The organism is Crossiella cryophila (genome assembly GCF_014204915.1).
Lineage (GTDB): Bacteria > Actinomycetota > Actinomycetes > Mycobacteriales > Pseudonocardiaceae > Crossiella > Crossiella cryophila.
The window spans coordinates 6,769,802-6,794,355 of sequence record NZ_JACHMH010000001.1 but is presented as its reverse complement, the minus strand read 5'-3'; the positions used below and the strand labels follow the sequence as shown (position 1 = coordinate 6,794,355).

The following is a 24,554-nucleotide window of genomic DNA, read 5'->3' as shown; positions in this document are numbered from 1 at the left end:
GCTCAGGTGCGGGCCGCGCCCACCTTCCAGTACCCGGAGAACAACACCCGCCGCCGATCCAGGCCGCGCTCCTTGACCAGGTGCCGCCGCACCCCGGTGGCCAGCCCGGACTCCCCGCACACCCAGGCGTAGTCCAGCTCCGGCAGGTCGCAGGCGCGCAGCGTGCGCACCAGTTCCGCGCCCGGTTCGCCGTCGCGGGTCAGCCAGGTCACCTCGACCCGCTCATCCAGTGGCACCCGGTACTCCGCGCCGGGCACCTCCACCAGCACCCGCAGCCCTGCCACCGCGTCATCGTCCACAGTGGACAGGATCGCGGCCAGTGCCGGCAGTGCGGTGTCGTCGGCGGCCAGCAGCTGGTTCCGGGCGTCGGCCGGGGGCTGGTAGCAGGAGCCACCGGTGCGGAAGCCGACCACGTAACCGGGTTTGGCCGCGGCGGCCCAGGCCGAACCGGGGCCGGCGTCGGCGTGCAGCACGAAGTCCACGTCGATCTCGCCGTCGGCGGCACGCAGTTCGCGGATGGTGTACCAGCGCAGCTCGGGCCGGGCCGTCGCGGGCATCCGCCGGATCGCGGCCCGCACGTTCATCCGCTCGGCCGGGAGTAACACGCCCTGCTGCCCGGCCTGCGGCATCAGCAGGCCGAAGTACTCGTCGGGGCCGGTCGGGACGAAGTGCCCGAACTCGTTGGCGTGGAAGGTGATCCGCCGGACCTTGGGCGCCACCTGGCGGATCGAGGTGACTGTCATCAGGAACTGGTCCACCTCCTCGCGCGCGGTCGGCGCGGCCATCACCAGCGAGGTGGCGGAGCTGAGCAGGCTCAACTGGAGGCGGTCGAACCGCGACAGCTTGGTCATGAGGGTAGCCTAACCTAACTGCTCGCTTTCTTGCGGGATCGGCATGTCCTGTGGTTCATTAGTGGAGTAATGAACCACAGGACCGGAGTCGGGATGTTCAACGACGGCAGTCCGATCTACCGGCAGATCGCCGAGCGGATCGAGGCGGACGTGCTCAGTGGAGCGCTGGCCGCTGATGAGCAGGTGATGTCGACCAACCAGTACGCCGCCTTCTACCGGATCAACCCGGCCACGGCGGCCAAGGCGTTCCAGCAGTTGGTCGAGCGGGGTGTGCTCTACAAGAAGCGAGGTCTGGGGATGTTCGTCAGCGCGGATGCCCGCGAGGTGTTGCGGGCCCGCCGGGGGGAGCGGTTCTTCGCCGATGTGGTGGATCCGATGGTGGCGCAGGCCAAGGCCATCGGGATTCCACTGGACGAGGTCGTGCGGCGGATCAGGGAACTGACCGAGGAGGGGGCATGATCACGGTCGAGGTTGACCGGCTGGAGTTGCGCTACGGCGCGACGACGGCGTTGCGGGACATCAGTTTCCGGCTGGACGGGCCGGGCATCTGCGGGGTGCTCGGGCGCAACGGGTCAGGCAAGTCCAGCCTGTTCTCGGTGCTCGCCGCCTTCCGGCGGGCTACCGGCGGCGAGGTGCGGATCGATGGTGAGCCGGTGTTCGAGAACCCGCGCAATACCCGGCGGATCTGCCTGATCCGGGAGGCCGGGGACACCGTGGAGAGCGGTGACCGGGTGCGTGAGGCACTCAACCTGGCCGCCGAGCTGCGGCCGGACTGGGACGCGGACTACGCCGCCGAGCTGGCGGACAAGTTCGGGATCAGCACGCGCAAACGCCTGCGGGAGCTGTCCCGCGGTCGGAGATCGGCACTGGGGGTGGTGCTGGGGCTGGCCGGCCGGGCGCCGCTGACCATCTTCGACGAGACCTACCTCGGCATGGACGCGCCGTCCCGGATGACCTTCTACGACGAGCTGATCGCCGAGCAGAGCGCGCGGCCGCGCACCTTCCTGCTGGCCAGTCACCTCATCGACGAGGTGGCTCCGCTGCTGGAACGTGTTGTGCTGCTTGACGATGGCCGGCTGGCCGCGTTCGAGGAGGTGGACGAGCTGCTCGGCAGAGGGGTGTCGGTGACCGGGCCCGCCGAGGTGGTGGCCGGGATCGTGGAGGGCCTGCAGGTCATCGGCGAGCGCGCGCTGGGGCAGACCCGGCAGGCGGTCGTCTACGGCGAACTGGACGCGGGCAGGCGGGCCGCGGCTGCGGCGGCGAACGTGGAGCTGGGGCCGTTGTCCTTGCAGGAACTCATCATCCACCTGACCGGGGCGGAGGAGCGGGCATGAGCGGGTATCGGCCGTTGCGGTTCCCGTTGCCGGGGATCTTCGCCTTCGTGGTGCTGCTGTGGCTGGCCTTCGCGGTGGTGGTCGGCCTGGTGCTGACCGGGATCGCGCTGTGGGGCACGGTCACCCTGAGCGTGTGGGACAACGTGCTGCAGGCCGCGCTGTGGTTCGCCTTCGGGTTCACCGCCTGGCTGGTCCACACCTACCTGCCGGTGTACCTGGCCAACGGGATCACCCGGCGCGAGTACACCGCGCGGGTGGCCGGGTTCGTCGGCGTGCTTGCCGTGCTGCTGGCGGTGCTGGCCACCGCGGGCTACCTCCTCGAAGGCGGGGTGTACGCGATCGCGGGCTGGCCGCAAGCCGTTGCCCCGCACCGGTATTTCACCGCAGCGACCGAGGTGCCCGTGGTGCTGCTGACCCAGTTCCTGTCCTTCGGAGTCTTCAGTGCGGTGGGTGCGCTGGTTGGGGCGAGTTTCTATCGCAACGCAGGGCTCGGGGTGCTGTCCCTGCCGGTGGGCCTGGCGGTGCTGGTGGTCGGCAACCTCCTGGCGGGCACCTGGCTCGGCAGCGGGTCCGGCTTGGTCCTGTTCGGGCCACTGCCGCTGGCCGTGTCCGCGCCGACGGGTCTGGCCCTGATCGCGCTCGTGCTCGGTGGGGTCTGGTTGCTGCTGCGGGACATCCCGGTCCGCACAGTGTCCACTTAGGACCAATCGCAGGGGGGATCCGGTGCGGCCGGACATCGTGGCCCACGATGTCCGGCCGTCCGGCTGCTACGCCTTGACCTCCGCGGTCGGCCGCACCGAGCGCAGCACCACCAGCACGAACCCGCTCAGCACCAGGCAGGCCGCCGCGCCGATCCAGGCCACCCAGTGCAGGCCGTCCACAAAGGACGTCCGGGCGGTGAGCAGCAGGGCCTGGCCCACCTCGCCGGACAGCTCGCCGGCCATCCGCACCGCGGTGGCCAGGGTGTCCCCGGCGGCGGCGAGCTGCTCGCCGGTCAGCCCGGTCGGCGGGTTGTCGAAGAGCCCGGCGCGGTAGACCACCGCGCCGAGGCTGCCCAGGATGGCGATGCCGGCCGCGCCGCCGAACTCGTTGGCGGTCTCCGAGATCGCCGCCGCCGCACCCGCGCGCTCCGGTGGTGCGGTGGCCAGCACCAGGTCGGTGGCGATGCTGGCCACCGCGCCCACGCCAGCGGCCAGCACGACCTGCGAGGCCAGCAGCCACGGGATCCCGCTGTCCACGCCGACCTGCGCGAACAGCGCGAACCCGGCCGAGGTCAGGATCAATCCGGTGGCCACCAGCACGGCCGGGCGCACCCTGGCCGCGACCATGGTGGCCAGGCCGACGCCGCCGAGCATCCCGACGATGCCCGGCAGCGACCACAGTGCGGCCTCGAACGGGCTGTAACCCAGCACCAGCTGCAGGTACTGCGAGACGAACAGGCCGATCCCGGCCAGGATCAGGAAGGTGATGGTGCAGGCCACGATCGAGCCGCTGAACCGGACGTGCCGGAACAGTCGCACGTCGATCATCGGCTGCCGCGCGCGCAGCTGCTGGCGGACGAACACCCAGCCCAGCACCAGGCCGAGCGCGATGGCCGCCAGGTGCGACCAGGCCAGGCCCTCCTTGGCGATCTTCTTCACGCCGTAGATCACCGGCAGGATCGCGGCCAGTGACAGCGCCGCGCTGCTCAGGTCGAACTTGCCGGGGTCGGGGTTGCGCGCCTCCGGCAGCAGGATCGGGCCCAGCACCAGCAACAGCAGCATCACCGGCACGTTGAGCAGGAACACCGAGCCCCACCAGAAGTGCTCCAGCAGCAGGCCGCCGATCACCGGGCCGATCATGGTGCCGCCGGCGAACCCCAGCGTCCACACGCTGACCGCGATCTGACGTTCCCGCGGATCGGTGAACATGGTGCGGATCAGCGACAGCGTGGACGGCGCCAGCGTCGCCCCGGCCACGCCCAGCAGGGCCCGCGCGGCGATCAGCAGTTCGGTGCTCGGCGCGTACGCGGCCAGCACCGAGGCCACCCCGAACAGCGCCGCGCCGCCCAGCAGCACCCGTCGCCGCCCGAACCTGTCGCCCAGGGTGCCCATGGTGATCAGCAGCCCGGCCAGCACGAAGCCGTAGAGGTCCAGGATCCACAGGAGCTGGTCGCTGCTCGGCCGCAGCTCCGCGCTGAGCGCCGGCACCGCGTAGAAGAGCACGGACAGGTCCATGGACACCAGCACGGTGGGCAGCGCCAGCACCGCGAGGCCAAGCCATCGCATGGGAGATCCCCTTGTTTACGTCGTAAACCCCTTGAACGCTTACAACGTATACTTCGAATCGCCGCAGGGGCAACCGAGTGGAGGAACATGCGGGAGACGGCGACCCGGCGACCCGGCCTGACCCAGGAGCTGATCGTGGACACCGCGATCGGCCTGGCGGATGAGGGCGGGCTGGACGCGATGACCATGCGCGGGGTCGGCCAGCGCCTCGGCGCCACCGGCATGGCGCTGTACCGGCACGTGGTCAACCGGGAGCGGCTGGTCGAACTCATGATCGACCGGGTGGCGGGGGAGTACGCCTACCCCGAGCCGCGCCCGGCACACTGGCGGGACGCCCTGGAAGCGGTGGCCTGGCAGGACTGGCGGTCCTTCCACGCGCACCCGTGGATGCTGGCCGCCACCGCCACCGCCCGCCCGCCGCTGGGGCCGAACCTGATCGCCAACATGGAGTGGGCGCTGGCCAGCTTCGACGGCCTGCGGCTGGAGCCCCGCGAGCAGCTCTACCTGCTGGGCGTGGTCACCAGTCACGGCCACGGGCTGGGCATGGTGTGGCTGGGCGGGGAGGTGGTGCCCGATGTCAGGGCCACCACCGGCTGGTGGCGGGAGCGGCTGAGCGAGTCCGACGCCTGCCCCCGGCTCAACGCGCTGGCCACCGCGCTCGGCCCGGAGATCGACGTGCACCAGGAGTTCGAGTTCGGCCTGGCCCGCATCCTGGACGGCATCGAACTGCACCTCGGCCGGCGCTGACCCGGCCTCAGCCCGCCGCACGCACCGCCGCGGCCGTGGCGTGTTCCAGGGCCAGGTGCAGCGCGCCGTGTGCCGGGGCCAGCGCACCGAGCACGCCGTGGTCGAGCCGGACCGGTGCGGGGGAGCGGGCGGCGACCGCGGCGCGCACCGGTTCCAGCAGCGCAGGGTGGGTGCCGACCGGGCCGCCGAGCAGCACCAGCCCGGGATCCACCACCGCGGTCACCGAGGCCACCGCGCGCGCGATCCCCGCGCTGAGCGTGCCGATCGCCCGGCTGCGCGCGGTGCTTTCGTTGGCGGACAACAGGTTCAGTACCGCGTCCACGTCGTTGCGGCCGAACCCGGCGGCGCTGAGTTCGCCGGCCAGGGTGTCCGCGCCCGCGCCCGGCAGGTAGCCGATCTCCCCGGCCAGCCCGTGCGCGCCGCGGACGAGCCGGTCGCCCAGGTAGAGCCCGACGCCCAGTCCGGCGCCGATGTGCAGGTAGGCGAAGCTGTCCGCGCCCGCCGCGCCGCCGGAGCGGTGCTCGGCCAGCGCGGCCAGGTTCACGTCGTTGTCCACCAGCACCGGCGCGCCGGTCACCGCTGCCAACACCTCCGCCGGGCTGACCAGGCCCTCCGGGAACGGCGAACCCGGCAGCGCGACCACCTCGCGGGAGCCGGGCGCGACCGGGTTGGCCACCGAGACCGCCACCGCCCGCAACGGCCCGCGCTCCGGCCCGATCGCCTCCTGTGCGTGCTGCACCACCGCCCGCAGCCCGCTGACCACGGCGGCGCTGTCGCCCGGCTTGCCCGGTGGCCGGGTGTGCTCGTGCCGGATCACCCCGGCCAGGTCCGCCGAACGCGCGCGCACCCCGGACTGGTCCAGTACCACCGCGAGCACCCAGCCCGCGGCCGTGCCGAGTTCGTAGAACGTGCCCACTCGCCCGCGCCTGCCGGTCTCGGCCGGTCCGGTGGCATCCAGCAGCGCGGCCTCGACCAGGCGGCGCACCGACTCGGACACGGTCGGCTTGGAGATCCCGGTGGCGGTGGCCAGTTCCGCGCGGGTCACCCGGCCGCGGGCGATGACCTCGGCCAGCAGCCGCGCGTCGGTGCCCGTGCGCAGCACCGACTGCGGGAGTTCCCTGCTGAGGCTTGCGCGCTCTCGTGTCACCGGCCTAGCCTGCCATCAGGATCTAGTTAGGTGAGGTTACCAAATGACGTCCACCACCGCGGCTCCCACCGACTTCCCCGCCGCCATCCGGGCGGCCAAGGCCGAACTGCGCGCGCGGGTCGGCGATGTGGCGGGTGCGTTCGCCCAGGTGAGCGCGCAAATGCGGACCGAGGTCGCGGCGGTGCTCGCCCAGCGCGAACGCGGCGAGGAGGTCTGGCCGGTACTCGAGTTCGCCGAGCTGGCCGAGGTCGGCGAGCAGCAGCGGGCCGCGATCCGCCGCCGCGGCTGCGCGGTCATCCGCGGCACCTTCCCGCGCGAGCGCGCCGAGTCCTGGGACGCCGAACTGGTGGACTACCTGGCCCGCAACGACTTCGAGGGCTCCTACCGCTACCTCGACGACGGTGTCTTCGGCGGCCTGGCCGCCGGCAAGCCGTCGATCTTCCCGATCTACTGGTCCGGCCCGCAAATGGAGGCCCGATCGGACCCGAACATGGCCGCGGTCCGCGGTTTCCTCAACGGCTTCTGGCAGCACGAGTCCGAAGGCCGGGTCTGGTTCGACCCGGCCCGCGACACCGCCTACCCCGACCGGGTCCGCCGCCGCGCCCCCGGCGCCAACTCGGCCGGACTGTCCCCGCACACCGACTCCGGCTCGGTGGAACGCTGGCTGCTGCCCGCCTACCAGCAGGTCTTCCGGCACGTCTTCGCCGGCGAGCCCGCGAGGTACGACCCGTGGGACGGCGCGTACCGGACCGAGGTGCACGAGTACTCCTCGACGGTGATGTGCTCGGCCTTCCGCACCTTCCAGGGCTGGACCGCGTTGTCGGACATGGCGCCGACCGAGGGCGTGCTGCAGGTGGTGCCCATCCCGTCCGCCATGGCCTACCTGCTGCTGCGCGCGCTACAGGACGACGTGCCCGAGGACGACCTGTGCGGCGCGGTCAACGGCCAGGCACTGCCGATCAGCGAGCAGTGGCACGCGGAGTTGCTGCCCGCGCTGACCCCGATCCCCGCGGTCGCGCCGGGGGACACGGTGTGGTGGCACGGCGACCTGATCCACTCGGTCGGCGCGGTCACCGGCCAGCGCGGCTGGGCCAACGTCATGTACATCCCGGCCAGCCCGCACTGCCCGAAGAACGCCGAGTACGCCGCCCGCTGCGGCGAAGCCTTCCTGGCCGGCGCCAGCCCAGCCGACTTCGCCCCAGAGGACTACGAGACCACCTGGACCGGCCGCCCCACCCCCGCCGACCTGAACCCGTTGGGCCGCAACCAACTCGGCCTGGACTGACCGGATCACCAGACCGGGTCGACCCCGAGGATCCGCACCGTCCGCTCCCACAACTCCCGCCCGAACGCCGGGTCATGCACCTGGGCGCCCTTGGGCGGCTGCCGCTTGAGCAGGTGGAAGTAGGCCCCGTTCACCGACTCCGCGTCCGGCGTGGCCGCCAGGTGTTCCAGCGGAGCGGCGCCCTGGTCCGGACTGACCGCCATCACCTTCCCGAGCGGTGACTTGATCATCAGCTTGCCGAACAGCCCGAACACCCCGTCGCTGCGGAAGAAGTCGCTGGCGACCAGTCCCGGGTGGAAGCTCGACGCGGTCAGCCCCGTACCCGCGGCCCGCCGGGCGAGTTCCTGGGTGAAGAGCACGTTGCCGAGCTTGGAGCGTCCGTAGACATTGGTGCTGCGGAACCGGCCCTTGGCGCAGTTGAGATCGTCCAGGTCCAGCTTCGCCCAGGAATGCGCGGCACTGGCCGTGGAGATCACCCGCGCGCTGCCCAGCGCGGGCGCGAGCAGGTGGGTGAGCAGCACGGGCGCGAGGTAGTTGGCCTGGAAGGTCAGCTCGTGCCCGTCCACGGTGGTGACCCGCTTGGTGGACTGCAGACCGGCGTTGTTGGCCAGGATGTCGATCACCGGATACCGCGCGAGCAGCTCGGCGGCCAGCCGCCGGACCTCGTCCAACTTGCCGAAGTCAGCCAGGAACGACTGCACGCCAAGCTCTTCCGCCACGGCCGCGGTCTTCTCCGGGGAGCGGCCGACGATCGCCACGGTCGCGCCGAGCCTGGTCAGCCGCCGGGCCGCGGCCGCACCGACTCCCGCACTGGCGCCGGTGATCACTGCGATGCGGCCGTCGAGCCGCAGGGTTTCCGCCATGGGGTCGATCTTGCCAGGGTTGGGTTGGTTCGTGGGGACTGTGGTTTCAGTGAGGACTGAAGTTAGTAGGGTGGGCGGACAGGCGGAAAGCAGCCCGGAGTGGGGCTGGTGGTGGAGGGGCTGGGGAGCATGGGGCGCTGGGGGCTGGCGGGGCTGGGGTGGTTGGCGAGGCGGGGAGCAGCGGCCGCGGCACAGCGGGAGCTGGGGGAGTGGGACGGGATCGCGGTCCAGCGGCGAGAGGCGTTGGCGCGGGAGGTAATCGCCGTCGGGCGTCGAGGTTTGCCGGGGCGAGGTGGAGTTCCCGGGGCGCGGCGGAAATCAGCGAGGCGGGATGAGATCGCGGTCGCGCGGCCGGAGTCGCCGGGGCATGGGGTAGCGGTCGGGGCTCGGGAGACCGGGCAGAAAGAGGCGACGGCGCGGCGGGAGTCGGTGGCGCGGGACGGAATCGCTGTCGGGCGCAGGGGATTGTCGGAGCACAGCGGAACTGCCGCTGGGCGACAGGAGTCACCGAGGCGGGGCGGGATCACCGTCGGGCCGCGCGAGTCGCCGGGGCGGGCCGGAACCCCCGCGGCACGCCGGAACTCCGCGAGCCGTGGCGGAATCGCCGCCGGACTCCTGGCCTGCGGCCTGATCGCGAGCGCGTGCACAGTCGCCGAAGTCCCCGACCCCCTCCCCGCCCCCAAACCCGCCACCGCCGCCATCCACCCCCCTGGCCGCTCACCCGCCCCCCGCCCCGCCACCCTCGAAGAAGTCCCCACAGACCCCGTCCGCCAGCGCTCCCCACGCCTGGAAGACGAGCTTCGCCGAGCGCTCCCAGCCGGATTGCGGATCGAGCGGATCACCTCCTCGGTCGAGCCCGCCCTGGGCAGCCGCTCCTACGAGATCGGCGCCCTGGTCACCGACGGGTCCGGCTACGGCGTGGTGCTGGTGCTCTTCACCAGCCCGCCGATCACCTCCGGGGAGCCGGGGTGTTTCAAGCACCAGGAGAAGTTCTGCCGGATCCTGCCGCAGGACGGCGGTGACACGGTGTCCATGGTGGACCGCAGCGGCGAGGCCGAGCAGCGGGCGATCACCGCCGACCGGTTCCGGCCGGATCGCAAGCTGCGCTTGACCATCCGGTCCCAGGACGGGGCCGACGAGCTGCAGTCCCGGTTCTGGCGGGGCGGGTCTCGACTTGGCCGGGTGCCGTTGACCGCCGACCAGGTGGTGGCGCTCAGTGGGCATCCGGGGTTCACGCCCGACTAGTGCACCCGGGCCGCCGAGGTGCCCAGGCCGTGGGGGCCGCCGAGGGTGGGGCGGGTCTTGCGTTGCCAGGATTCCGGTTGGTAGCGGCGGGTTTCCAGGTGCCATTGGAAGTCGCCGGCCAGCCAGTCGCGCAGGCCGGCGAGGTAGCGCTGGGTGGTGGTTGTGGTGCTGGGGTCGTGCCGGGTGAGCAGGGCCGGGATCTCGGTGTGGCACAGGTGCTCGAACAGTTCCAGCCGGGCCGTCAGGAGTTGGGTGGTGCGGGTGGCGGCGTTGTCGACGCCCTCGCCGAGGAAGGCCGCGTGCACCACGACCGCGTTGCCGACCTCCTGCTCGTACTCGGTTTCCCGGCGGTAGGAGAGCAGGTCGTTGTGCAGGTCGACCACATCGGCGAAGGCCTCGCCGAGCCTGCGCATCGGCGTGCTGTCCCGGATCGCGGCGGGCAATTCCAGTCCCAGCACCAGTTCGGCCAGCTGGGCGGCCCAGAGCGCGCCACCGGCCAGGCGGCGCATGCCGAGGTAGTCGGCTGGATCGGGGATCCGGCCCTGGGCGAGGTTGTCGATCTCCCACAGGGCGTCGTCGGCGATGTTGGGCAGGCAGCCGGCCAGCCGGGAGCGCCAGGCGGGGGAGGCGGTGGTGCGTTGCCAGAGGTCGTGCAGGGCGTGTTCGACCGGGTTGGCGGGGGTCGCGCCGCGTGGGATCTTGGCAAGGCGGTCGAGGAAAGTCCTGGCGCCCAGGGGATCCCGGGTTCGCTTGTGGCGTTCCAGCAGTAGGTCGTCCAGGTACCAGCTCCAGGTGTACCAGTCCGAGACCAGGTTCAGCGTGTCGCCGCGGCCCTCGGGGTGGACCAGGGCGGCGAAGAGCGGGAAGTCGAAGTCGGCCAGGTCCTGCTCGTCCCAGATCGCGAACCAGGGATCCGGTCCGGCCACCAGGCCCATCCGGTGTGCCCAGGCGGTGCTGTGCGCGCGAGCCCTTGGCAGGTCGGGGCTGCGACGCGGCGGGTAAGGCGGCTGCACGGCGCGAGCTTGCGGCGTGATCGCGCCGGTGTCCACACCTCGAAAGCGTGACGCGGGAAAACCGGTGGTCCGCGCCGCCCGGAACGAGCAGCATCGGTGATCGTGACCGTCGATCCACGAGTGCTGGCCCTGATCGCCGCCCGGCATGGGCGGTCCCTGGGCGAGGTCGAGCCGCTGCCGCCCGGCGCGGCCAACCACTGCTACCGCCTGGGCCCCGACCTGGTGCTGCGCATCCCGCGCGCCGACCCAGCCGAGTTGCGCAAGGAAGCCGCCGTCATCCCGGTCGCGCGGGCCGCCGGCGTGCGTACCCCGGAGGTGCGCAGCTACGACCCGGACCTGCCCTACCTGGTCCTCGAACACGTCCCCGGCGCCGAACTCGCCGCACCAGACCCCGTCGTCCTGACCGAGCTGGGCCGCCAGCTCGCCCGCCTGCACCGCCTGACCCCGGCCACCGCCATCCCGGGCGTGCCCACCGACACCGAGTCCGACCCCCGCCCACTGGTCGACCACCTCGCCACCACCGGCCTGCTCGACCGTACCTCCGCCGCCTGGCTCACCGACTGGCTCAACCACCTGGCCCCCTACCGTCCCGCCTCGAACCCGGTGCTCGTGCACGGCGACGTCCACCCGCAGAACCTGTTGACCCACAACGGTTCCCTCACCCTCATCGACTGGGGTGACGCGGCCTGGGCCGACCCGGCCACCGACTTCGTCAAGCTCCCGCTCGACCACCTGCACCCCGTGCTCACCGGCTACCTGCCCACCCCGGCCGACCGCGAGGCGTGGACCGCCCGGATCCTCTGGCACAACCTGTCCTGGACCCTGGGCAGGCTGCGCAACCCACGCCCGCGCCCGGACGAACGGCACTGGAGCGCACCCCCGTACGCGCGACTGCTGGACCTGCTCCGCTTTCTCGCCCAGGACCCGCCCGAACCGTGGCGGTCACTGCTGCCGAACTCCCGCGCCGGGAAACACTGACCCACGGTTTACCGCCACCCGGTGGATCCGGCCGGGAACCCATTAGCCGCGGCCAACTCGGGATCCGCGGTGGTAGCGCTTCCGCGCATTGATGCGGTACCACTATGCCTGTGGGATAACCATCAGTGACACGGGCATCGGTGGCTGACTGTTTGCCGAGGGGTGAGCGGGATGGGGGCACAGCCGCCAGATTCCGGCGAGAACGAGGAAACCGGGGCCACCCCGCCGGTTCCGCCGCCCAGTGCGCACAACGATCTCTCTGGGCACATCTACGGCGGCGCGGTCCAGGGTTACCGGATCGGGCCAGTGAACTTCCACCAGGTCCCCGGCCAGCGTCACCAGGTACCCAGGCAACTGCCGCCCGCCCCCGCCTGGCTGGTCCATCGCGGTGACGAACTGGCCAACCTGGACCGCCTGGCCGAGTCATACCGGCGCCGCGGCCGGTCCATGGTGGCGGTGCTCAGCGGGCTCAGCGGAGTCGGAAAGACCGCGATCGCACTCCAGTGGGCGCACGAGAATCGCGCCCGCTTCGGCGGCGGGCAGCTCTATGCGGATCTGAACGAATACCGTCATCGCGGTGCCGTGGATGTGAATGAGGTGCTCGCCGGTTTTCTGCGCGCGCTGGGCGAGCACCGGCCGTTGCCGATCCGGCTGCCGGAACGGGCGGCGAAGTTTCGCACCATGACCGCGGAGTCGAATGTGCTTGTGGTGCTGGACAACGCCGACCAGCCCGGCCAGGTGCGTGCCTTCCTGCCCGGTTCGCCCGCCGGTGTGGTGCTGGTGACCAGTCGCAGCAAGCTCAGCGGACTCGGCTCGGAGGGCGCCGAACTGATCCCGGTGCACCCGCTGGATCCGGCGCACAGCGTGGAATTGTTGCTGGAGCAGACCAGGCGGGGCAGCGCCGAGTACGACCAGGCCGCGCTGGAGGTGCTGGCCGAACTGTGCGCCGGGCTGCCGATGGCGCTGCGGGTGGTCGGCGCGCTGCTGGCGCACCGGCGGCACTGGTCACTGCGGCGGCTGGTGGACTACTTCAGCGATGAGGGGCACCGGCTGAGCAGGCTGTCCTCCCAGGACCGGGATCCATTCGACCAGCTCTTCGAGACCGCGGCCGGCCAGCTCTCCGTCGAGGGCCGGGCGGTCTACCACTGCGTTGGCGCCCACCCCGGCCCGGATTTCGGGCAGCACGTGCTGGCCGCGGCCACCGGACTGGCGCCGGAGGCGGTGGAGGACGCCCTGGACGAGCTGAGCGAGGCGCACCTGGTCGAGGTCACCGGACCGGATCGCTACCGCATGCACGAACTGGTCAAACTGCACGCCGGTCAGTCCGCACCCCAGGCCGCCGGTCACGCCGCGGTGCTGCGTGGCATCGTGGACTGGTACCGGCACGGCGCGGCCGCCGCGGACCGGGCGGTGCTCGGCGAGGACCGCTGGCGGCTGGCCCCGCGCAGTGAGACCGCGCCGACCTTCGTCTTCGCCGAGGGCAGCGGCACCGGCTGGTTCGAGCTGGAGCGGCGCAACCTGCTGGCCGCGGTGCGCTGCGCGGCCGGACAGGGCTGGGACGATGTGGTGTGGCAACTCTGCGAGGCGCTCTGGTCGGCCTACCACACCCGCCAGCACTTCGCGGATTCCATTGCGGCACACCAGCTTGGCGTGGCCGCGGCGGAGCGCTGCGGGCACCTGACCGCGGAGACCCGGATGCGCAACCAGCTGGCCAGGGCCTGGCTGGAGCTGGCCGAGTTCGCCGCGGCCGAGCGCGAGCTGGAGGAGGCCGAGACCAGGGCGGTGGCCAGTGGCGACCCGAGGGCCCGCGCGGTGGTGGTGGAGTCCTACGGTGTGTTGCGCAGCAGGCAGAACCGGCTGGCGGAGAGCGCGGGGCACTTCCGGCAGGCACTGAGTGTCAACGAGGAGATCGGCGATGTGCGCGGGGTGGCCATGCAGGGCTACCAGCTCGGCGGGGTGCTGCAGCGGCAGGGCGAGCACACCGAGGCGATCGCGGTGATCCAGCAGGCGCTGCTGAAGTTCTACGAGGTGGGCGACGAGTTCTCCGCGGCCCGCGCCCGGATCGTGCTCGGTGACGCGCACGTCGCGCTGGGCCAGGACCGGCAGGCTTGCGTGCACCTGCAGGCCGCGATCCGGATCATGCGCCTGCGCGGGCAGCCGGAGCGGGAGGTCCGGGCGTTGCAGGCACTGGTGGAGATCGCCCAGCGGCTGGCCGACGCCGAACTGCGGGCGGACGCGCTGGCCCGGCTGCGTGAGCTGACCGGCGGCACCGCCTCAGACCTGCGGTAGCGGCCGCACGCTCTCCACGCAGACCTCGGTCACCGGGCCGTCGGCCAGGCGCGCGCTGAGTTTGACGCCCGGTTCCAGCTCGCGGCTGCTGACCCGCCAGCGGTAGACCGCGACCGCGGCCAGGAACACCCGCAGCGGCTCGGGGGCGCAGGGCCACAACGAGACCACGCCCAGCGCCGGATCGCGGAAGGTCAGCACGCATCGGTGCTCGGAGACCGCGGCCACCAGCGCGGCCGTGCCCTCGGCCAGGGCGTGCGCGGCCCAGTCGGCCAGCTCGGTCCCGGTCAGCGGGCCGGTGCGCACGATGATCTCCGCGGTGGCCCGCAGGATGGGATCGACCTCGTCGTCGTCGACCACCAGCAGGTAGTCGCCGGTATCACTGATTCGCCGGAACCGTTGCAGGATAGCGGGAAACCGCTCTATGTCCACAGTGGACTCAGTGACGCTGTACAGCACATGGAAGGCGGTGATCGCCGCGCCGCGCACCGGGTTGGGCGCGCTGATCGGCAGCATCCGCGGTGGGTGCGCGGGCTGGTCGAGCTTGAGCAGTTCGTAGCAGGTCCGGCGCAGTTCGGCCGCGGATCCGCCGGGCAGGCCAAGGGTGTCGCCGGTGATCTCCACCAGCTCGGCGGACGCGGTGGCCTGTTCGACCTGTTCGCGCAGGTCATCACGCACGCTGAGGACGGGGGCGGTGCACACCAGCCTGCCGGTGACCGAGCCGGGGGTGAGATCGTCCAGGCCGCTGGCGGAGTTGAGGAAGGGCCTGCCCAGCGCCGCGCCGTAGAAGGCCACCGAGCCGTGGTCGCCGATGCTGAGATCGGCGGCGATCAGCGCGGCCTGCCAGCTGTCCTCCGGCCGGATCAGCAGCAGCCCGCTGTCCAGGGCGTCCCGGAACCAGGCCCGCACCGTCCCGACCCCGTGGTAGGCCCACACGTTCGGGTGCAAAACCAAGGCCACCCGGTAGTGGTCCACCGGCAGCTGGGCGAGCAGCCGCTCCACCAGCTCGTCCCGCTGCCCCAGCAGCGAGCGCTCACCCCAGGTGGAACTGATCAGCACCAGCCGCTGACCAGGTTCGACGCCCAGAGCCGCGCGGTAGGCCGACCGCCGGACCTCGGCCGCGCGGATCCGGTCCCAGGTCGGATCGCCGATCACCCTGGCCCGCTCGGCCGCCGCCGGGGTGTGCAGGGCGAGGTCGCTGAGCTGACGTTCGTGGGACAGGCCGATGACCGTGGGGAAGACCTCGCCGTCCACGGTCAGCTCATGCGGGGACAGCCCGACCGGGGCGTCCTTCTCGTTGGTGCGGCTGGGCAGGCGGCGGTTGTATCCGGCCCCGTGCGGCACCACCAGCAATGGCCCGTCCAGTTCGGCCAGCGAGGGATTGACGTGCGCGGCCAGCACGAGGTCGAAGCTGGATTTCGCGGCCACCTCCCAGTCGAGCAGGGTGATGCCGAATCGGTCCAGCTGCCCGTGCAGACCAGCGGTGAATACCGAGCCGGAGTCGAGGGTGAAATGCACCGCGAGCCGGTTGTCCGAATCCAGTAGCGGCACGATGTCGAGCAACCGGACCAGGGAGGTCAGGTTGCGCACCACGGCGAGGACAGTGCGTTGTGGCCGCACTGTCGCCCACAGGTCAACATCGGGCAGCACGCGACCTCCGCGACAATGGCGCCTGCCAACTGGCGAAGGATACACAGGAACGGGAATCGGCAGAATTCCGGGTAGAATGGCGCATTGCCAGCGGAAGAGGTGGGGATTGATGGACCCGGTCACCCTGGCCGTCGGTGGTGGCCTGCTGCTCCTCGGCTATCTCGGCGGACTGCTCAGCCGCCGCAAACGCGCCCCCGAACCCCCGCTCACCGCCGATTGCGGCTGCGGCCACTCCCTGGCCATGCACGACCCCACCGCAGGAACCTGTCACGCGGAACTGCCGCGGCCGAAGTCCTACAACGACGCGGGTGAGTACGTGGGCACGACCTACGCGCAATGCCCGTGCCGGCAGTACGTGGGTCCGCGGCCGATCGAGGAGTTCCTGGCGCCGAAGTACCTGCCGCCCGCCTGAGCCGCCCGCCTGAGCCGCGCGCCGGACCGCGTCGGCTCGGGTATGCGTACTCCATATGTCTGTTGGGCCAAGCTCCCTCGGCAGCACCATCGCCGACACCCGAGGAGAAGGTCGATGAGACGCGGTTCACCACTGGGCGCGGGGCTGGCCCTGCTGCTCCTGCTACCCATGCTCGGCTCGACGGCCGTGGCCGCCGATGATCCACCGATCCCGCACCGGGTGTCCTGGCTGGGGGAGACCCTGCTGCCCGAGGACGCCGCCCACAGCGAGGGCACGACCTGGCCCACCTACCGGCGGTGGGTGCAGAACCACCTGTCCGGGATCTGGGTTGATCCGTTGGTGGCCGATGGGCGGGTGTTCACCAACTCGGTCAGCGACGAGGGTCAGCACGAGGCCGGGGTCTACCAGCACGATCCGGCGAAGGGCGCGTTGCGGCCGACGGCCTGGTTGCAGCGGCAGGGGACCGGCGGGTCGGTGGTCACCGGGGACGAGAAGTACTTCTACGCCGACGTGACCAGGGACGGCGGGCAGTTGCTGGTCCGCTACCAGCGGGCCACACCGGCGGCGAACGGGTCGATCCCGATCTCGGAGTTCCCCGGCGGGGATCCACTGCACGCCGGCAAGACCGCGGGACGCAAGCTGAGCGGGCTGCCCGGCGGCGTGAGCACGGGGCGCGGGTTCGTGTTCCTGACCCGGCCGCAGGAGAACACGATCTACGTCTACGAGCGCGAACGGATGACCGTGGTCGCCAAGACCACCGTGCAGAACCCGGGTGCGCTGGCCTTCCGGGCAGGAAGCAACACGCTGTACGCCTTGTCCGACAACGCTTCCGGCGCTCGGGTGCTGTCCAGCTGGACGGTGCAGGCATCCGGGGCACTGACCGCCGGGTCGACGCTGACCGACGTCGGCGGTGCGCCGGTGGCGGTGGCGGTCAACGCGAACCGGCTGGTGATCGCGGACAATGCCGCTGCGGCGCAACAGGTCCGGGTCTACGAGGACTGTGTGTCCTGTGTGGACAAACTCCGGCTGGTGGACAGGCTCGGGCAGCCGGGCGGACTCGCCGCGGGCGGCGGGGTCTACGCGAATGACCGCTTCGACAACCTGACCGCGGTCGGGCTGGACAGGGACGGCCACATCCACGTCGGCTCCAACAGCACCGGGGCCTACGGCTGGGTGGACATCCGGCGGTTCACCCCGGCGAAGGCGTTGCAGGCCAAGCTGATCAACTACATCCACTCCGACAACGTGGTGCCCGACCCGCGTGACCCCGGCACGGTGTACTCCGCGTACCACAAGTACTCGCTGGACTACACCCGGACGACTCCCGGTCAGGAATGGGCGCCGGAGCGGACCCGGCAGACCCTGGACCGGGCCGGGTGCCCGGACGACGCCCGGGATGTCCTGCCGAACAACAAGGACAACTACCAGAACATCCCGGCCGCGGTGCGCTACCTCAAGGGCGCGGACGGGGTGGAGCGCAAGTACCTGTACGCGATCCCGGTCGCGGGCGGCTACACCATGGGCGTGTACCGCTTCGACGGCGAGATCGCCCGGCCCTCGGTGCTGTTCTCGGTCGGCATGAACGACTGGCCCAACGGCACCCCGGGAACCGCTGGGCTGTACCAGAAATGGGTGGACGGCGGCGGCGAGCCCGGTCAGCCGCACGCCCAGCCCAACTGCCGGATCGACCCTGGTGAGATCAGCACCATGACCGGCCGGATCAACTACATCGGCTACGGCACCTCCATCGACGACAAGGGCGGGATCTGGGGCGGCGGGGTCGGCGGCAAGCCCAAGACCGTGTTCCACTTCAAGGTCGACTCCTTCGACCGCGCGCACAACCCGCGCTACGCCGACGGCAGGGAGATCGAGCTGCCGGAGGTGCCGATGGACCGGATCCTGCAGGTGCACTACGTCGCCGCCACCGACACCGCCTACCTCTACGGCAGGCTCGGCGCGGAACCGGCGGGCGGGGTCTCGCCGCGCTACATCCTGGCCGCATACAAGGGTTTCAGCACCGCGGCACCCAGCCGGTCCTGGTCGGTGGACATGGGTTACCAGTCCTGCTGGAGCAACGGGCGGGACTACTGCTTCCCGCAGGCGCTGGCCGTGGCGGGCAACCGGGTCTACGTGGCCGACCAGGGCACCACGCCGGTGCCGCCCAACGGCCGGATCCGCAGCTACCGCGCGGACGACGGCCGCTACCAGGGCTCGCTCTACTCCGGCACCGAGATCGGCCAGACCGCGGGCCTGGTGGACATCGCGGTCACCGGGATCACCGCGACCCGGCTGCCCAGCGGCGACCACGTGATCTTCCGCGAGGACAACTCGGTCGGCCGGGTGCAGATCCACCGGCACACCCCGGTCGACCGGTAGCCGGTCAGACGAGCGCGCGACTGGCCTGGCCGAGCCCGAACTCCGCGCGCGGCCGCTCCAGGTGATCAGCGATCTGCTCCGCCACCACCAGCGCGCGCTGGTGGTGGCGGAGTGCCTCGGCCGGTCGACCGGCGGCCAGGGCGGCCTCGCCGAGTCCGTTGCGTGCCCTGGCCTCCAGCACCCGGTCGCCGATCAGCGGGGCGCTGGCCAGGGCCTGCCGGAAGTGTTCGCTGGCTTGTTCGTGGCTACCCAGCCGGCACTGCGCCAGGCCGATCCCGTACTGGGCGTGCGCCTCGACAATGGCCTCGCCACACCGCCGGGAACTGGCCAGCGCCCGATGCTGCCAGTCCAGCGCCTGCACGTGCCGCCCCTGGCTCCAGCAGGTGTAACCCAGCCCGTGCTCGGCGTGACAACGGCTCAGCTCGTCCCCGGTCTCCCCGGCCAGTGCCAGTGCCCGGGTCAGGTGATCTTCCGCCGCGGCCAGTTCGCCGGTGCGCCAATGGTTGTAGCCCAGTCCGACCAGCGCCCGGCACTGCCCGACCCGATCATCCATCTCCTGCGCGATGGCCAGCGCGCAGTCCAGCAGCTCGGCGGCCTCCCGGTAGTGCCCCAGCCGCCAGCGCACCCGCCCCAGGTCGTGCCAGGCGTGCCCGCGGTCCATGCCGGTGGCGACGTCCAGGGCGTGGTTGTGCAGGGTGAGCGCGTCCTCGTGCTCGGCCCGGGAGTTGAGGTAGCGCGCCAGCGTGGTCGACAGATCCCGCACATGTCGCGGCCAACCAAACCGAGCCGCGAATCCCGCACCACACACCAGATTCACCCGCTCTTGTGCCAGCCAGGACAGCGCCGCGGCCTGGTCGGCGAAGCCCGGTTCGGCCGGACTGGGCAGCCCCGGCCTGCCATGCTTCTCCGCCGGTCCGACCAGATCAGTGGCCGCGACCGCCATCCGCGACTGGTGGTCGAACAACCGGGTCAACGCCGACCGAGGCTCCCCACCGGCCAGCTTCGCCGCATAGGCCCGCACCAGGTCGTGAAACCGATACCGCCCCACCTCCGGTTGCTGAAGCAGCTGATGATCAACCAGTTCTTCCAGCAACACCAACGTCTCCGCCCCGGAAGCCCCACTCAGCGCGGCCGCCGCCCCCACCTCCAGATCCACCCCCGGATACAGCCCAAGCCGCCGGAACAGCGCCCGCGCCGGCGCCCGCAAATGCTGATAGGACAACGCGAACACGGCTTCAACCGCCCGATCCTCACTGGCCAACTCCGCCAGCCGCCCACACTCGTCCCGCAGCCGCTCCACCAGATCCGCCACCCGCCAGCGAGTACGCCGCCGCAACCGGTTACCCGCGATCCGGATCGCCAGTGGCAGAAACCCGCACAGCGCGACAAGTTCAGCCGAAGCCACCGGCTCCCGAACCACCCGATCCCGCCCAACAATCCGCCCCAGCAAGGCAATCGCATCTCCGGGCGGCAACACATCCAGCGTCAGCAGCGTGGCCCCGTCCACCCCCGTCAACCCTCGCCTGCTGGTGATCAACACCAACGCCCCCGGAGTCCCCGGCAACAACGGCCGCACCTGCGCACTGTCCAAAGCGTTGTCCAGCACCAAAACCACCCGCCGCCGAGCCAGCACCGCCCGCCACAACGCGGCTCGCTCCCCAGCATCCACCGGCACCTGCTCCGCCGCCACTCCCGCCGCCCGCAACAACCGGCCCAGCGCGACCCCCGGTTCCAGCGGCAGTTGCCCCGGCGTATGCCCACCCAGATCCAGGAACAACTGCCCATCCGGATACTCCGCCGCGAGCCGATGCGCCAACCGCAACGCGAGCGTGGTCTTGCCAATCCCACCCATGCCGTCAATAGCCGAGATCACCACCGCGGTACCCCCATCCCGCGCCAACCCCGCCAGCAACGACTCCACCTCGCCCACCCGCCCAGTGAAATCAGCCAGATCACCAGGAAGATCCCGCCGCAACCCCGCGACAACCCCACCCAACCCCGGATCGGCCACCAGAATCCGCTGCCGCAACTCCCACAACCCAGCCCCCGGATCCACCCCCAACTCCGCCGCCAACCGCCCCCGAACCCGCTCAAAGTCAGCCAACGCCTCAGCCTGGTTGCCCATCCGATACCGCGCGAGCATCAACAAGCCCCACAACGATTCCCGCAACGGATACAAAGCCGCCAACCCAGCCAACTCACCAACCACCCCCGCCTGCTCGCCCTCACCCAGCCGAGCCCCCAACCACTCCTCCAGCACACCCAGCCGAACCTCGTTCAGCCGCGCGACCTCAACCTCCGGCAAGCCCACATTCGCCAAAGCCTCCCCCCGCCACAACTCCAACGCCGCACCCAACAGCGCCACAGCCACCCCACCCTGCCCAAGCCGCCCCGCAGCCCGCCCCCGCTCAACCAGCTCGCCGAACACAGCCAGATCCAATTCCCCCGCCCCAACCACCAGCAGATAACCCCCCGGCCGAGTCAAAATCCGCCCAGCCCCCAACAACCGCCGCAACCCAGCGACATGACTACGCAGATTGGCCACCGCCGAAGCAGGCGCCACCCCACCCCACACCGCCTCCACCAACCGCCCAACCGACACCACCTCATTGGCCGCCAACAACAACGCAGCCAACACCGCCCGCCGCCCCGCCGCCCGAACCGGCACCACCTCGCCCCCGGCCCACACCTCCACCGGCCCCAACACCCGAAATTCCAACACCCCCCGGAGTCTGGCACCCACCCAAACGACCCCCCACCACCCGACCAAAAGCCTGCCCACCCAACCGCCCCCACAGCCAACCCGCCGTACAAGAACGGCCAACACGCGGTACAAGAACGGCCAACACGGCGTACAAGAACGGCCAACACGCGGAGAGCTTGAAACCCCAGCCGGCGTGTTGGCCGTTCTGGTACAGGGTGTTGGCCGTTGTGGACGGTGTGTTGGCCGTTGTCGGCAGGCTGGCGGGCGGAGCCCGGAGTGGGTGGCGGGGAGTGGGCGGGCGAAGCCCGGGGCGGGGAGCGTTGGGGGCAGGCGGGCGAAGCCCGGGAACGCTGCGGCTAGGCGGTTCCCACACGCCGCGACCGGGCGGAGCCCGAGGACAAGCAGCCGGGGTGGCTTTTCAAACATCTCCCGAGCGGTTCCCCATCCCCGTCAGCCTGGAGAGGACACACCGCATCCTGGGCGCGCGGACCCGCAACCCGCCGCCGCCCTAGCCTCCCAACCGCAGGGGTCCGCGCGCCCAGGATGTGGTTTGGTATCGGAGGGCTGACGGGGATGGGGGACCGTACGAGCACTGCTCTGTGCCTTTGACTTTCCCCCCATCCTTTGATTTCTGCCCGTCCGGCGAGGACGCCCTTGATCTTGACCTTCACCTGAAAAAGCAAGATCAGCGAATCGCACGCAGCAACCGAGAAACATTGATCCGAGTAGGATTCAACCCCTGCTCAATCTTCTCCAGCATCAACTCGGCATTGATCCGCCCATAAGCCAGCAGATCAATATTGGCCAACCTGAACTCCGGCCAAGTATGAATACTCAAGTGCGACTGCGACAACACCAACACCGCCGTAACCGCCCCATTGGGAAACACATGCCCCGTCTCCCCAAGGATGGTCGCATTCCCCGCCACAGCCGCCGTCCGCAACAAATCCAACAACACCGGCTCGTCAACCAGGATCCCCGGATCACGCACCCACACATCCACCGCATACGAACACAGCTCGTCTACCTGGACCTCTGCACCCGGCTCACCCATACCGCCCAGGCTAGGACCGTTCCGCCCACCCCGCAGGAAGAAGCTAAGCGCCGGCCAAGCGATAGCCCGTGACGACGAGTTCCTGCAGAGCCAGCGCATCAGCCGCCGGGACCGCCGCACCGGGTTCAATGCCGTTGAGCGCGTTGTAAAAAGCCGTCAGCGCCGCCAACTCGGGCCGGGCCGATGCCACCGTCACCGTGCCATCTGCCAGCCGCAGCTCCCCACGCCGGAAATCGAGCACATGCGCACCCTCCGTCGTGTGCGCGGTAATCGCCATCGTGACCGTCCGCGCCGCCCGATCCAGGCGCACCAACGCGGGCACCCCGTCAAAGCTCAGCCCCAGCTCAGCCTGCTCCTCAACCTCACCCCCGGACACCGCGCACGAACGCACCGCGGGCAACCCGAACACCGCGACCAGCACATCCAGCGCATGCACCCCCAGATCCAGCAGCGCCCCACCCCCAGCCAACACCGGATCCCGATACCAGGGCGTGAACGCCTGCCACAACCGATCCCCGGGGTTGCCCATCCCGAACTCGATGCTGGTGATCTCACTGGCACGCACCGCCGCGGTGAACGCGGGCAGCAACTCATGGAAGCGATACGGCAGGTTGACGCCGAAAAGCGGTCCGCCGGTGGTCCGGGCGGCGAACTGGCGGGCCTGGTCGATGTCGGCGGCCAGCGGCTTCTGGCACAGCACCGCCACCCCGGCCTCGAGCGCGGCCAGCGCCGGGGCCACGTGCTCGTTGTTCGGGGTGCAGACCGCGAGCACGTCCGGTCGCGTCCTGGCCAGCACCTCGTGCACCGAGCCGCCCATCCACACCCCGGGCTCGTTGGCGAAGAGTTCGGCGGTGCGGGCCGGGTTGCGGTCGCAGGCTCCGACCAGTTCCAGGTCGGGGCGGGAGTCCAGGAAGGGCAGGTGGTAGCGCTGGGCCACCCGGCCGCAGCCGATGATCGCGACCCGGGTCATGGCGTGGCCTGCCGGGCGGGGGCGAGTTCGGCGGCGAGCTGGTCCAGACTGATCCGGCCGCGCAGGAAGTCGCCGACCCTGACCAGCCGGGGGCGGCCGTGCCGCTGCGCCACCAGGGTCCAGAACAGGCCGAGGTCGGTCGCGGTGTGGTGCCGGGCCTGGGGCAGGTGACAGGCGAAGGAGCCGATCAGCCGGAACTCCGCCCCGGCCAGTGCCAGGCGCAGGCCCAGCTCCAGGTCCTCACCGCCCCACAACGCGCCGAATCCCTCGTCGAATCCGCCCATGCGATTGAACAACTCCCTGGGCATGCTCGTGCTGGTGCCGACACAGGCCAGCCAGCGCAGTTCGTGGTACGCGGGAATCCCGGCCACCGCCTGGGCCACGCCCTCGATGAACGAGCGCTGCGGGCCCAGCCGCCGGTACCGCTGGGCCAGGGCGGGCAGATCCGCCGGACCCAGGGTGCGGCCGCGGGCGCCGGTCAGTGTTTCGCTGAGCCGGGGCGGGTCGGGGGTGAACAGGAACGCGGTCAGGTCGGTGATGCGGCCGTGCGCCACGGTGGCCGGGCCGTGCGCGATCACGTGTCGGCGCAACAGGTCCGGCGCGGCCAGGGTGTCGTCGTCGAGGAAGAGCAGCAGGTCGCCAGTGGCCAGTGCGGCGCCGGCGTTGCGGGCGGCGGCCACGCCCCGGCCGCCGGTGGCCGTGCGGCGCAGCGGCAGTCCGGCGGGCAGGGCGGCGAGCACCGCCTCGACCGCGCCGGGGGTGGGGGAGTCGTCGACCAGCACCACCTCGAACCCGGCCCGGTCCAGCGTCTGCGCGAGCAGGGCGGACAGGGTCAGGTACAGCCGGGTGGTGCGGTCCCTGGTCGGGATGACGACGCTGATCATCGCGCCGCCCTTCTTTCCGTGGAGAACGCGTGCGTCTTCGCTCGCGCCATTCGGTCGCGAATACACGGGGCCGACTCGGTGGCATTCGGCATTCCACCCAATGTAGCGCAGCACAGCCGGGTCCACTACTGTCCCTTGGTATCACTGGGTAACTTGAGGGGTCATTGCTCCGACCGAATTAAAACGAGTTCGCCGCCGGATTCACCTGCCGGAAAACGCTAGGATGCGCGATTGGCGGGAAGGGGACCGGAATGCACTTGCCGTCCGGCGCGACGGAGTGCGACCACCTCGCGGAGCTGCCGCCGGTGGACGCCGAACCCGACCTGGCCCCGTTCCCGGCCGACCCCGCGGCGATCCCACCCGCCGCCGCCCCGGCCACCGACCTCCGGCTGCTGGTCCTGGGCCCGCCGCGGGCGCCGTCCCGGCAGGCCCCGGCGACCGCCCCGCGCGGTAGCACTCCGGAGACCTCCCGCTGACACCTCGCCGCG

At 71.1% G+C, this 24,554-nt stretch carries 21 protein-coding genes and 1 pseudogene; 11 read left to right on the top strand and 11 right to left on the bottom strand.

Annotation, left to right across the window (positions count from 1 at the left end; translation table 11 throughout):
• Positions 1-2 precede the first annotated feature (2 nt).
• Complete coding sequence (locus HNR67_RS29710; protein WP_185005484.1) at positions 3-851, bottom strand: siderophore-interacting protein; 849 nt, start codon at positions 849-851, stop codon at positions 3-5.
• A gap of 69 nt (positions 852-920) precedes the next feature.
• On the opposite strand from HNR67_RS29710, the gene HNR67_RS29705 reads away from it, so the two are divergent.
• The 3 genes from HNR67_RS29705 to HNR67_RS29695 are packed head-to-tail and all read left to right on the top strand — an operon-like array spanning position 921 to position 2,886.
• Positions 921-1,310, top strand: a complete 390-nt coding sequence (locus HNR67_RS29705; protein ID WP_246492625.1) for a GntR family transcriptional regulator — start codon at positions 921-923, stop codon at positions 1,308-1,310.
• Positions 1,307-2,185 carry an ATP-binding cassette domain-containing protein gene (locus tag HNR67_RS29700; protein WP_185005483.1) on the top strand — a complete coding sequence of 293 codons (879 nt, stop codon included), beginning with the start codon at positions 1,307-1,309 and terminating at the stop codon, positions 2,183-2,185. Before HNR67_RS29705 ends, HNR67_RS29700 begins: the two co-directional genes overlap by 4 nt.
• A complete protein-coding gene (locus HNR67_RS29695) occupies positions 2,182-2,886 on the top strand; it encodes a hypothetical protein (protein WP_185005482.1) in 705 nt (234 codons plus the stop codon). Before HNR67_RS29700 ends, HNR67_RS29695 begins: the two co-directional genes overlap by 4 nt.
• Positions 2,887-2,952: 66 nt before the next feature.
• Here HNR67_RS29695 and HNR67_RS29690 read toward each other — a convergent pair whose 3' ends face one another.
• On the bottom strand, positions 2,953-4,452 hold the full coding sequence (locus tag HNR67_RS29690) for an MFS transporter (RefSeq protein WP_185005481.1): 1,500 nt from the start codon (positions 4,450-4,452) through the stop codon (positions 2,953-2,955).
• Between the two features lie 87 nt (positions 4,453-4,539).
• On the opposite strand from HNR67_RS29690, the gene HNR67_RS29685 reads away from it, so the two are divergent.
• A complete protein-coding gene (locus tag HNR67_RS29685) occupies positions 4,540-5,199 on the top strand; it encodes a TetR/AcrR family transcriptional regulator (RefSeq protein WP_185005480.1) in 660 nt (219 codons plus the stop codon).
• Between the two features lie 7 nt (positions 5,200-5,206).
• Here the strand turns inward: HNR67_RS29685 and HNR67_RS29680 are convergent, their stop codons facing one another.
• Positions 5,207-6,346, bottom strand: a complete 1,140-nt coding sequence (locus HNR67_RS29680) for an ROK family transcriptional regulator (protein ID WP_185005479.1) — start codon at positions 6,344-6,346, stop codon at positions 5,207-5,209.
• Between the two features lie 43 nt (positions 6,347-6,389).
• Here HNR67_RS29680 and HNR67_RS29675 point away from each other — a divergent pair, with 43 nt between their 5' ends.
• Positions 6,390-7,631, top strand: coding sequence for a YbiU family protein (locus tag HNR67_RS29675; RefSeq protein WP_185005478.1), 1,242 nt, complete (start codon positions 6,390-6,392; stop codon positions 7,629-7,631).
• 5 nt (positions 7,632-7,636) lie between these two features.
• Here HNR67_RS29675 and HNR67_RS29670 read toward each other — a convergent pair whose 3' ends face one another.
• Positions 7,637-8,494 carry an SDR family NAD(P)-dependent oxidoreductase gene (locus tag HNR67_RS29670; protein WP_185005477.1) on the bottom strand — a complete coding sequence of 286 codons (858 nt, stop codon included), beginning with the start codon at positions 8,492-8,494 and terminating at the stop codon, positions 7,637-7,639.
• Positions 8,495-9,316: 822 nt separating this feature from the next.
• On the opposite strand from HNR67_RS29670, the gene HNR67_RS29665 reads away from it, so the two are divergent.
• Complete coding sequence (locus tag HNR67_RS29665; RefSeq protein ID WP_185005476.1) at positions 9,317-9,739, top strand: hypothetical protein; 423 nt, start codon at positions 9,317-9,319, stop codon at positions 9,737-9,739.
• On the opposite strand, the gene HNR67_RS29660 is transcribed toward HNR67_RS29665, so the two are convergent.
• Complete coding sequence (locus tag HNR67_RS29660; RefSeq protein WP_185005475.1) at positions 9,736-10,752, bottom strand: terpene synthase family protein; 1,017 nt, start codon at positions 10,750-10,752, stop codon at positions 9,736-9,738. The genes HNR67_RS29665 and HNR67_RS29660 overlap by 4 nt on opposite strands.
• 102 nt (positions 10,753-10,854) lie before the next feature.
• Between HNR67_RS29660 and HNR67_RS29655 the strand changes: the two genes are divergently transcribed.
• Both HNR67_RS29655 and HNR67_RS29650 read left to right on the top strand, forming a co-directional pair.
• Positions 10,855-11,730: a phosphotransferase family protein gene (locus tag HNR67_RS29655; RefSeq protein WP_185005474.1), complete on the top strand. Its 876-nt coding sequence runs from the start codon at positions 10,855-10,857 to the stop codon at positions 11,728-11,730.
• A 171-nt stretch (positions 11,731-11,901) separates the two neighbouring features.
• Positions 11,902-14,019 (top strand): NB-ARC domain-containing protein, encoded by a 2,118-nt coding sequence (locus tag HNR67_RS29650; RefSeq protein ID WP_185005473.1) that lies wholly within the window; start codon positions 11,902-11,904, stop codon positions 14,017-14,019.
• Here HNR67_RS29650 and HNR67_RS29645 read toward each other — a convergent pair.
• The gene (locus tag HNR67_RS29645; RefSeq protein ID WP_185005472.1) at positions 14,005-15,666 is read right to left on the bottom strand and encodes a hypothetical protein; all 1,662 of its coding nucleotides are present in this window, start codon (positions 15,664-15,666) and stop codon (positions 14,005-14,007) included. The genes HNR67_RS29650 and HNR67_RS29645 overlap by 15 nt on opposite strands.
• Positions 15,667-15,775: 109 nt before the next feature.
• On the opposite strand from HNR67_RS29645, the gene HNR67_RS29640 reads away from it, so the two are divergent.
• Complete coding sequence (locus HNR67_RS29640) at positions 15,776-16,078, top strand: hypothetical protein (RefSeq protein WP_185005471.1); 303 nt, start codon at positions 15,776-15,778, stop codon at positions 16,076-16,078.
• Between the two features lie 114 nt (positions 16,079-16,192).
• Positions 16,193-18,454: a lactonase family protein gene (locus HNR67_RS29635; protein ID WP_185005470.1), complete on the top strand. Its 2,262-nt coding sequence runs from the start codon at positions 16,193-16,195 to the stop codon at positions 18,452-18,454.
• A gap of 4 nt (positions 18,455-18,458) precedes the next feature.
• Here HNR67_RS29635 and HNR67_RS46420 read toward each other — a convergent pair whose 3' ends face one another.
• From HNR67_RS46420 to HNR67_RS29615, 5 genes and pseudogenes are all read right to left on the bottom strand, one after another.
• A complete protein-coding gene (locus tag HNR67_RS46420) occupies positions 18,459-20,384 on the bottom strand; it encodes an ATP-binding protein (protein ID WP_312988306.1) in 1,926 nt (641 codons plus the stop codon).
• 93 nt (positions 20,385-20,477) lie between these two features.
• Positions 20,478-21,584, bottom strand: a pseudogene (locus HNR67_RS46760) (BTAD domain-containing putative transcriptional regulator); the annotation flags it as partial.
• Between the two features lie 259 nt (positions 21,585-21,843).
• Positions 21,844-22,212, bottom strand: a complete 369-nt coding sequence (locus HNR67_RS29625) for an S-adenosylmethionine decarboxylase family protein (protein ID WP_185005468.1) — start codon at positions 22,210-22,212, stop codon at positions 21,844-21,846.
• A 43-nt stretch (positions 22,213-22,255) separates the two neighbouring features.
• Positions 22,256-23,182, bottom strand: a complete 927-nt coding sequence (locus HNR67_RS29620; protein WP_246492624.1) for a Gfo/Idh/MocA family protein — start codon at positions 23,180-23,182, stop codon at positions 22,256-22,258.
• On the bottom strand, positions 23,179-24,066 hold the full coding sequence (locus HNR67_RS29615; protein WP_185005466.1) for a glycosyltransferase family 2 protein: 888 nt from the start codon (positions 24,064-24,066) through the stop codon (positions 23,179-23,181). Before HNR67_RS29615 ends, HNR67_RS29620 begins: the two co-directional genes overlap by 4 nt.
• A 251-nt stretch (positions 24,067-24,317) precedes the next feature.
• On the opposite strand from HNR67_RS29615, the gene HNR67_RS29610 reads away from it, so the two are divergent.
• Positions 24,318-24,542, top strand: coding sequence for a hypothetical protein (locus HNR67_RS29610; protein WP_185005465.1), 225 nt, complete (start codon positions 24,318-24,320; stop codon positions 24,540-24,542).
• The last annotated feature ends 12 nt before the right edge of the window (positions 24,543-24,554 follow it).

What these genes read in the sequence shown, in the direction of transcription:
- HNR67_RS29610 (WP_185005465.1), top strand. Translation starts at nt 24,318, where the DNA reads ATGCACTTGCCGTCCGGCGCGACGGAGTGCGACCACCTCGCGGAGCTG.
- HNR67_RS29650 (WP_185005473.1), top strand. Translation starts at nt 11,902, where the DNA reads ATGGGGGCACAGCCGCCAGATTCCGGCGAGAACGAGGAAACCGGGGCC.
- HNR67_RS29620 (WP_246492624.1), bottom strand. Translation starts at nt 23,182, where the DNA reads ATGACCCGGGTCGCGATCATCGGCTGCGGCCGGGTGGCCCAGCGCTAC.
- HNR67_RS29710 (WP_185005484.1), bottom strand. Translation starts at nt 851, where the DNA reads ATGACCAAGCTGTCGCGGTTCGACCGCCTCCAGTTGAGCCTGCTCAGC.
- HNR67_RS29640 (WP_185005471.1), top strand. Translation starts at nt 15,776, where the DNA reads ATGGACCCGGTCACCCTGGCCGTCGGTGGTGGCCTGCTGCTCCTCGGC.
- HNR67_RS29705 (WP_246492625.1), top strand. Translation starts at nt 921, where the DNA reads ATGAACCACAGGACCGGAGTCGGGATGTTCAACGACGGCAGTCCGATC.
- HNR67_RS29670 (WP_185005477.1), bottom strand. Translation starts at nt 8,494, where the DNA reads ATGGCGGAAACCCTGCGGCTCGACGGCCGCATCGCAGTGATCACCGGC.
- HNR67_RS29690 (WP_185005481.1), bottom strand. Translation starts at nt 4,452, where the DNA reads ATGCGATGGCTTGGCCTCGCGGTGCTGGCGCTGCCCACCGTGCTGGTG.
- HNR67_RS29635 (WP_185005470.1), top strand. Translation starts at nt 16,193, where the DNA reads ATGAGACGCGGTTCACCACTGGGCGCGGGGCTGGCCCTGCTGCTCCTG.
- HNR67_RS29695 (WP_185005482.1), top strand. Translation starts at nt 2,182, where the DNA reads ATGAGCGGGTATCGGCCGTTGCGGTTCCCGTTGCCGGGGATCTTCGCC.
- HNR67_RS29675 (WP_185005478.1), top strand. Translation starts at nt 6,390, where the DNA reads ATGACGTCCACCACCGCGGCTCCCACCGACTTCCCCGCCGCCATCCGG.
- HNR67_RS29615 (WP_185005466.1), bottom strand. Translation starts at nt 24,066, where the DNA reads ATGATCAGCGTCGTCATCCCGACCAGGGACCGCACCACCCGGCTGTAC.
- HNR67_RS29685 (WP_185005480.1), top strand. Translation starts at nt 4,540, where the DNA reads ATGCGGGAGACGGCGACCCGGCGACCCGGCCTGACCCAGGAGCTGATC.
- HNR67_RS29625 (WP_185005468.1), bottom strand. Translation starts at nt 22,212, where the DNA reads ATGGGTGAGCCGGGTGCAGAGGTCCAGGTAGACGAGCTGTGTTCGTAT.
- HNR67_RS29700 (WP_185005483.1), top strand. Translation starts at nt 1,307, where the DNA reads ATGATCACGGTCGAGGTTGACCGGCTGGAGTTGCGCTACGGCGCGACG.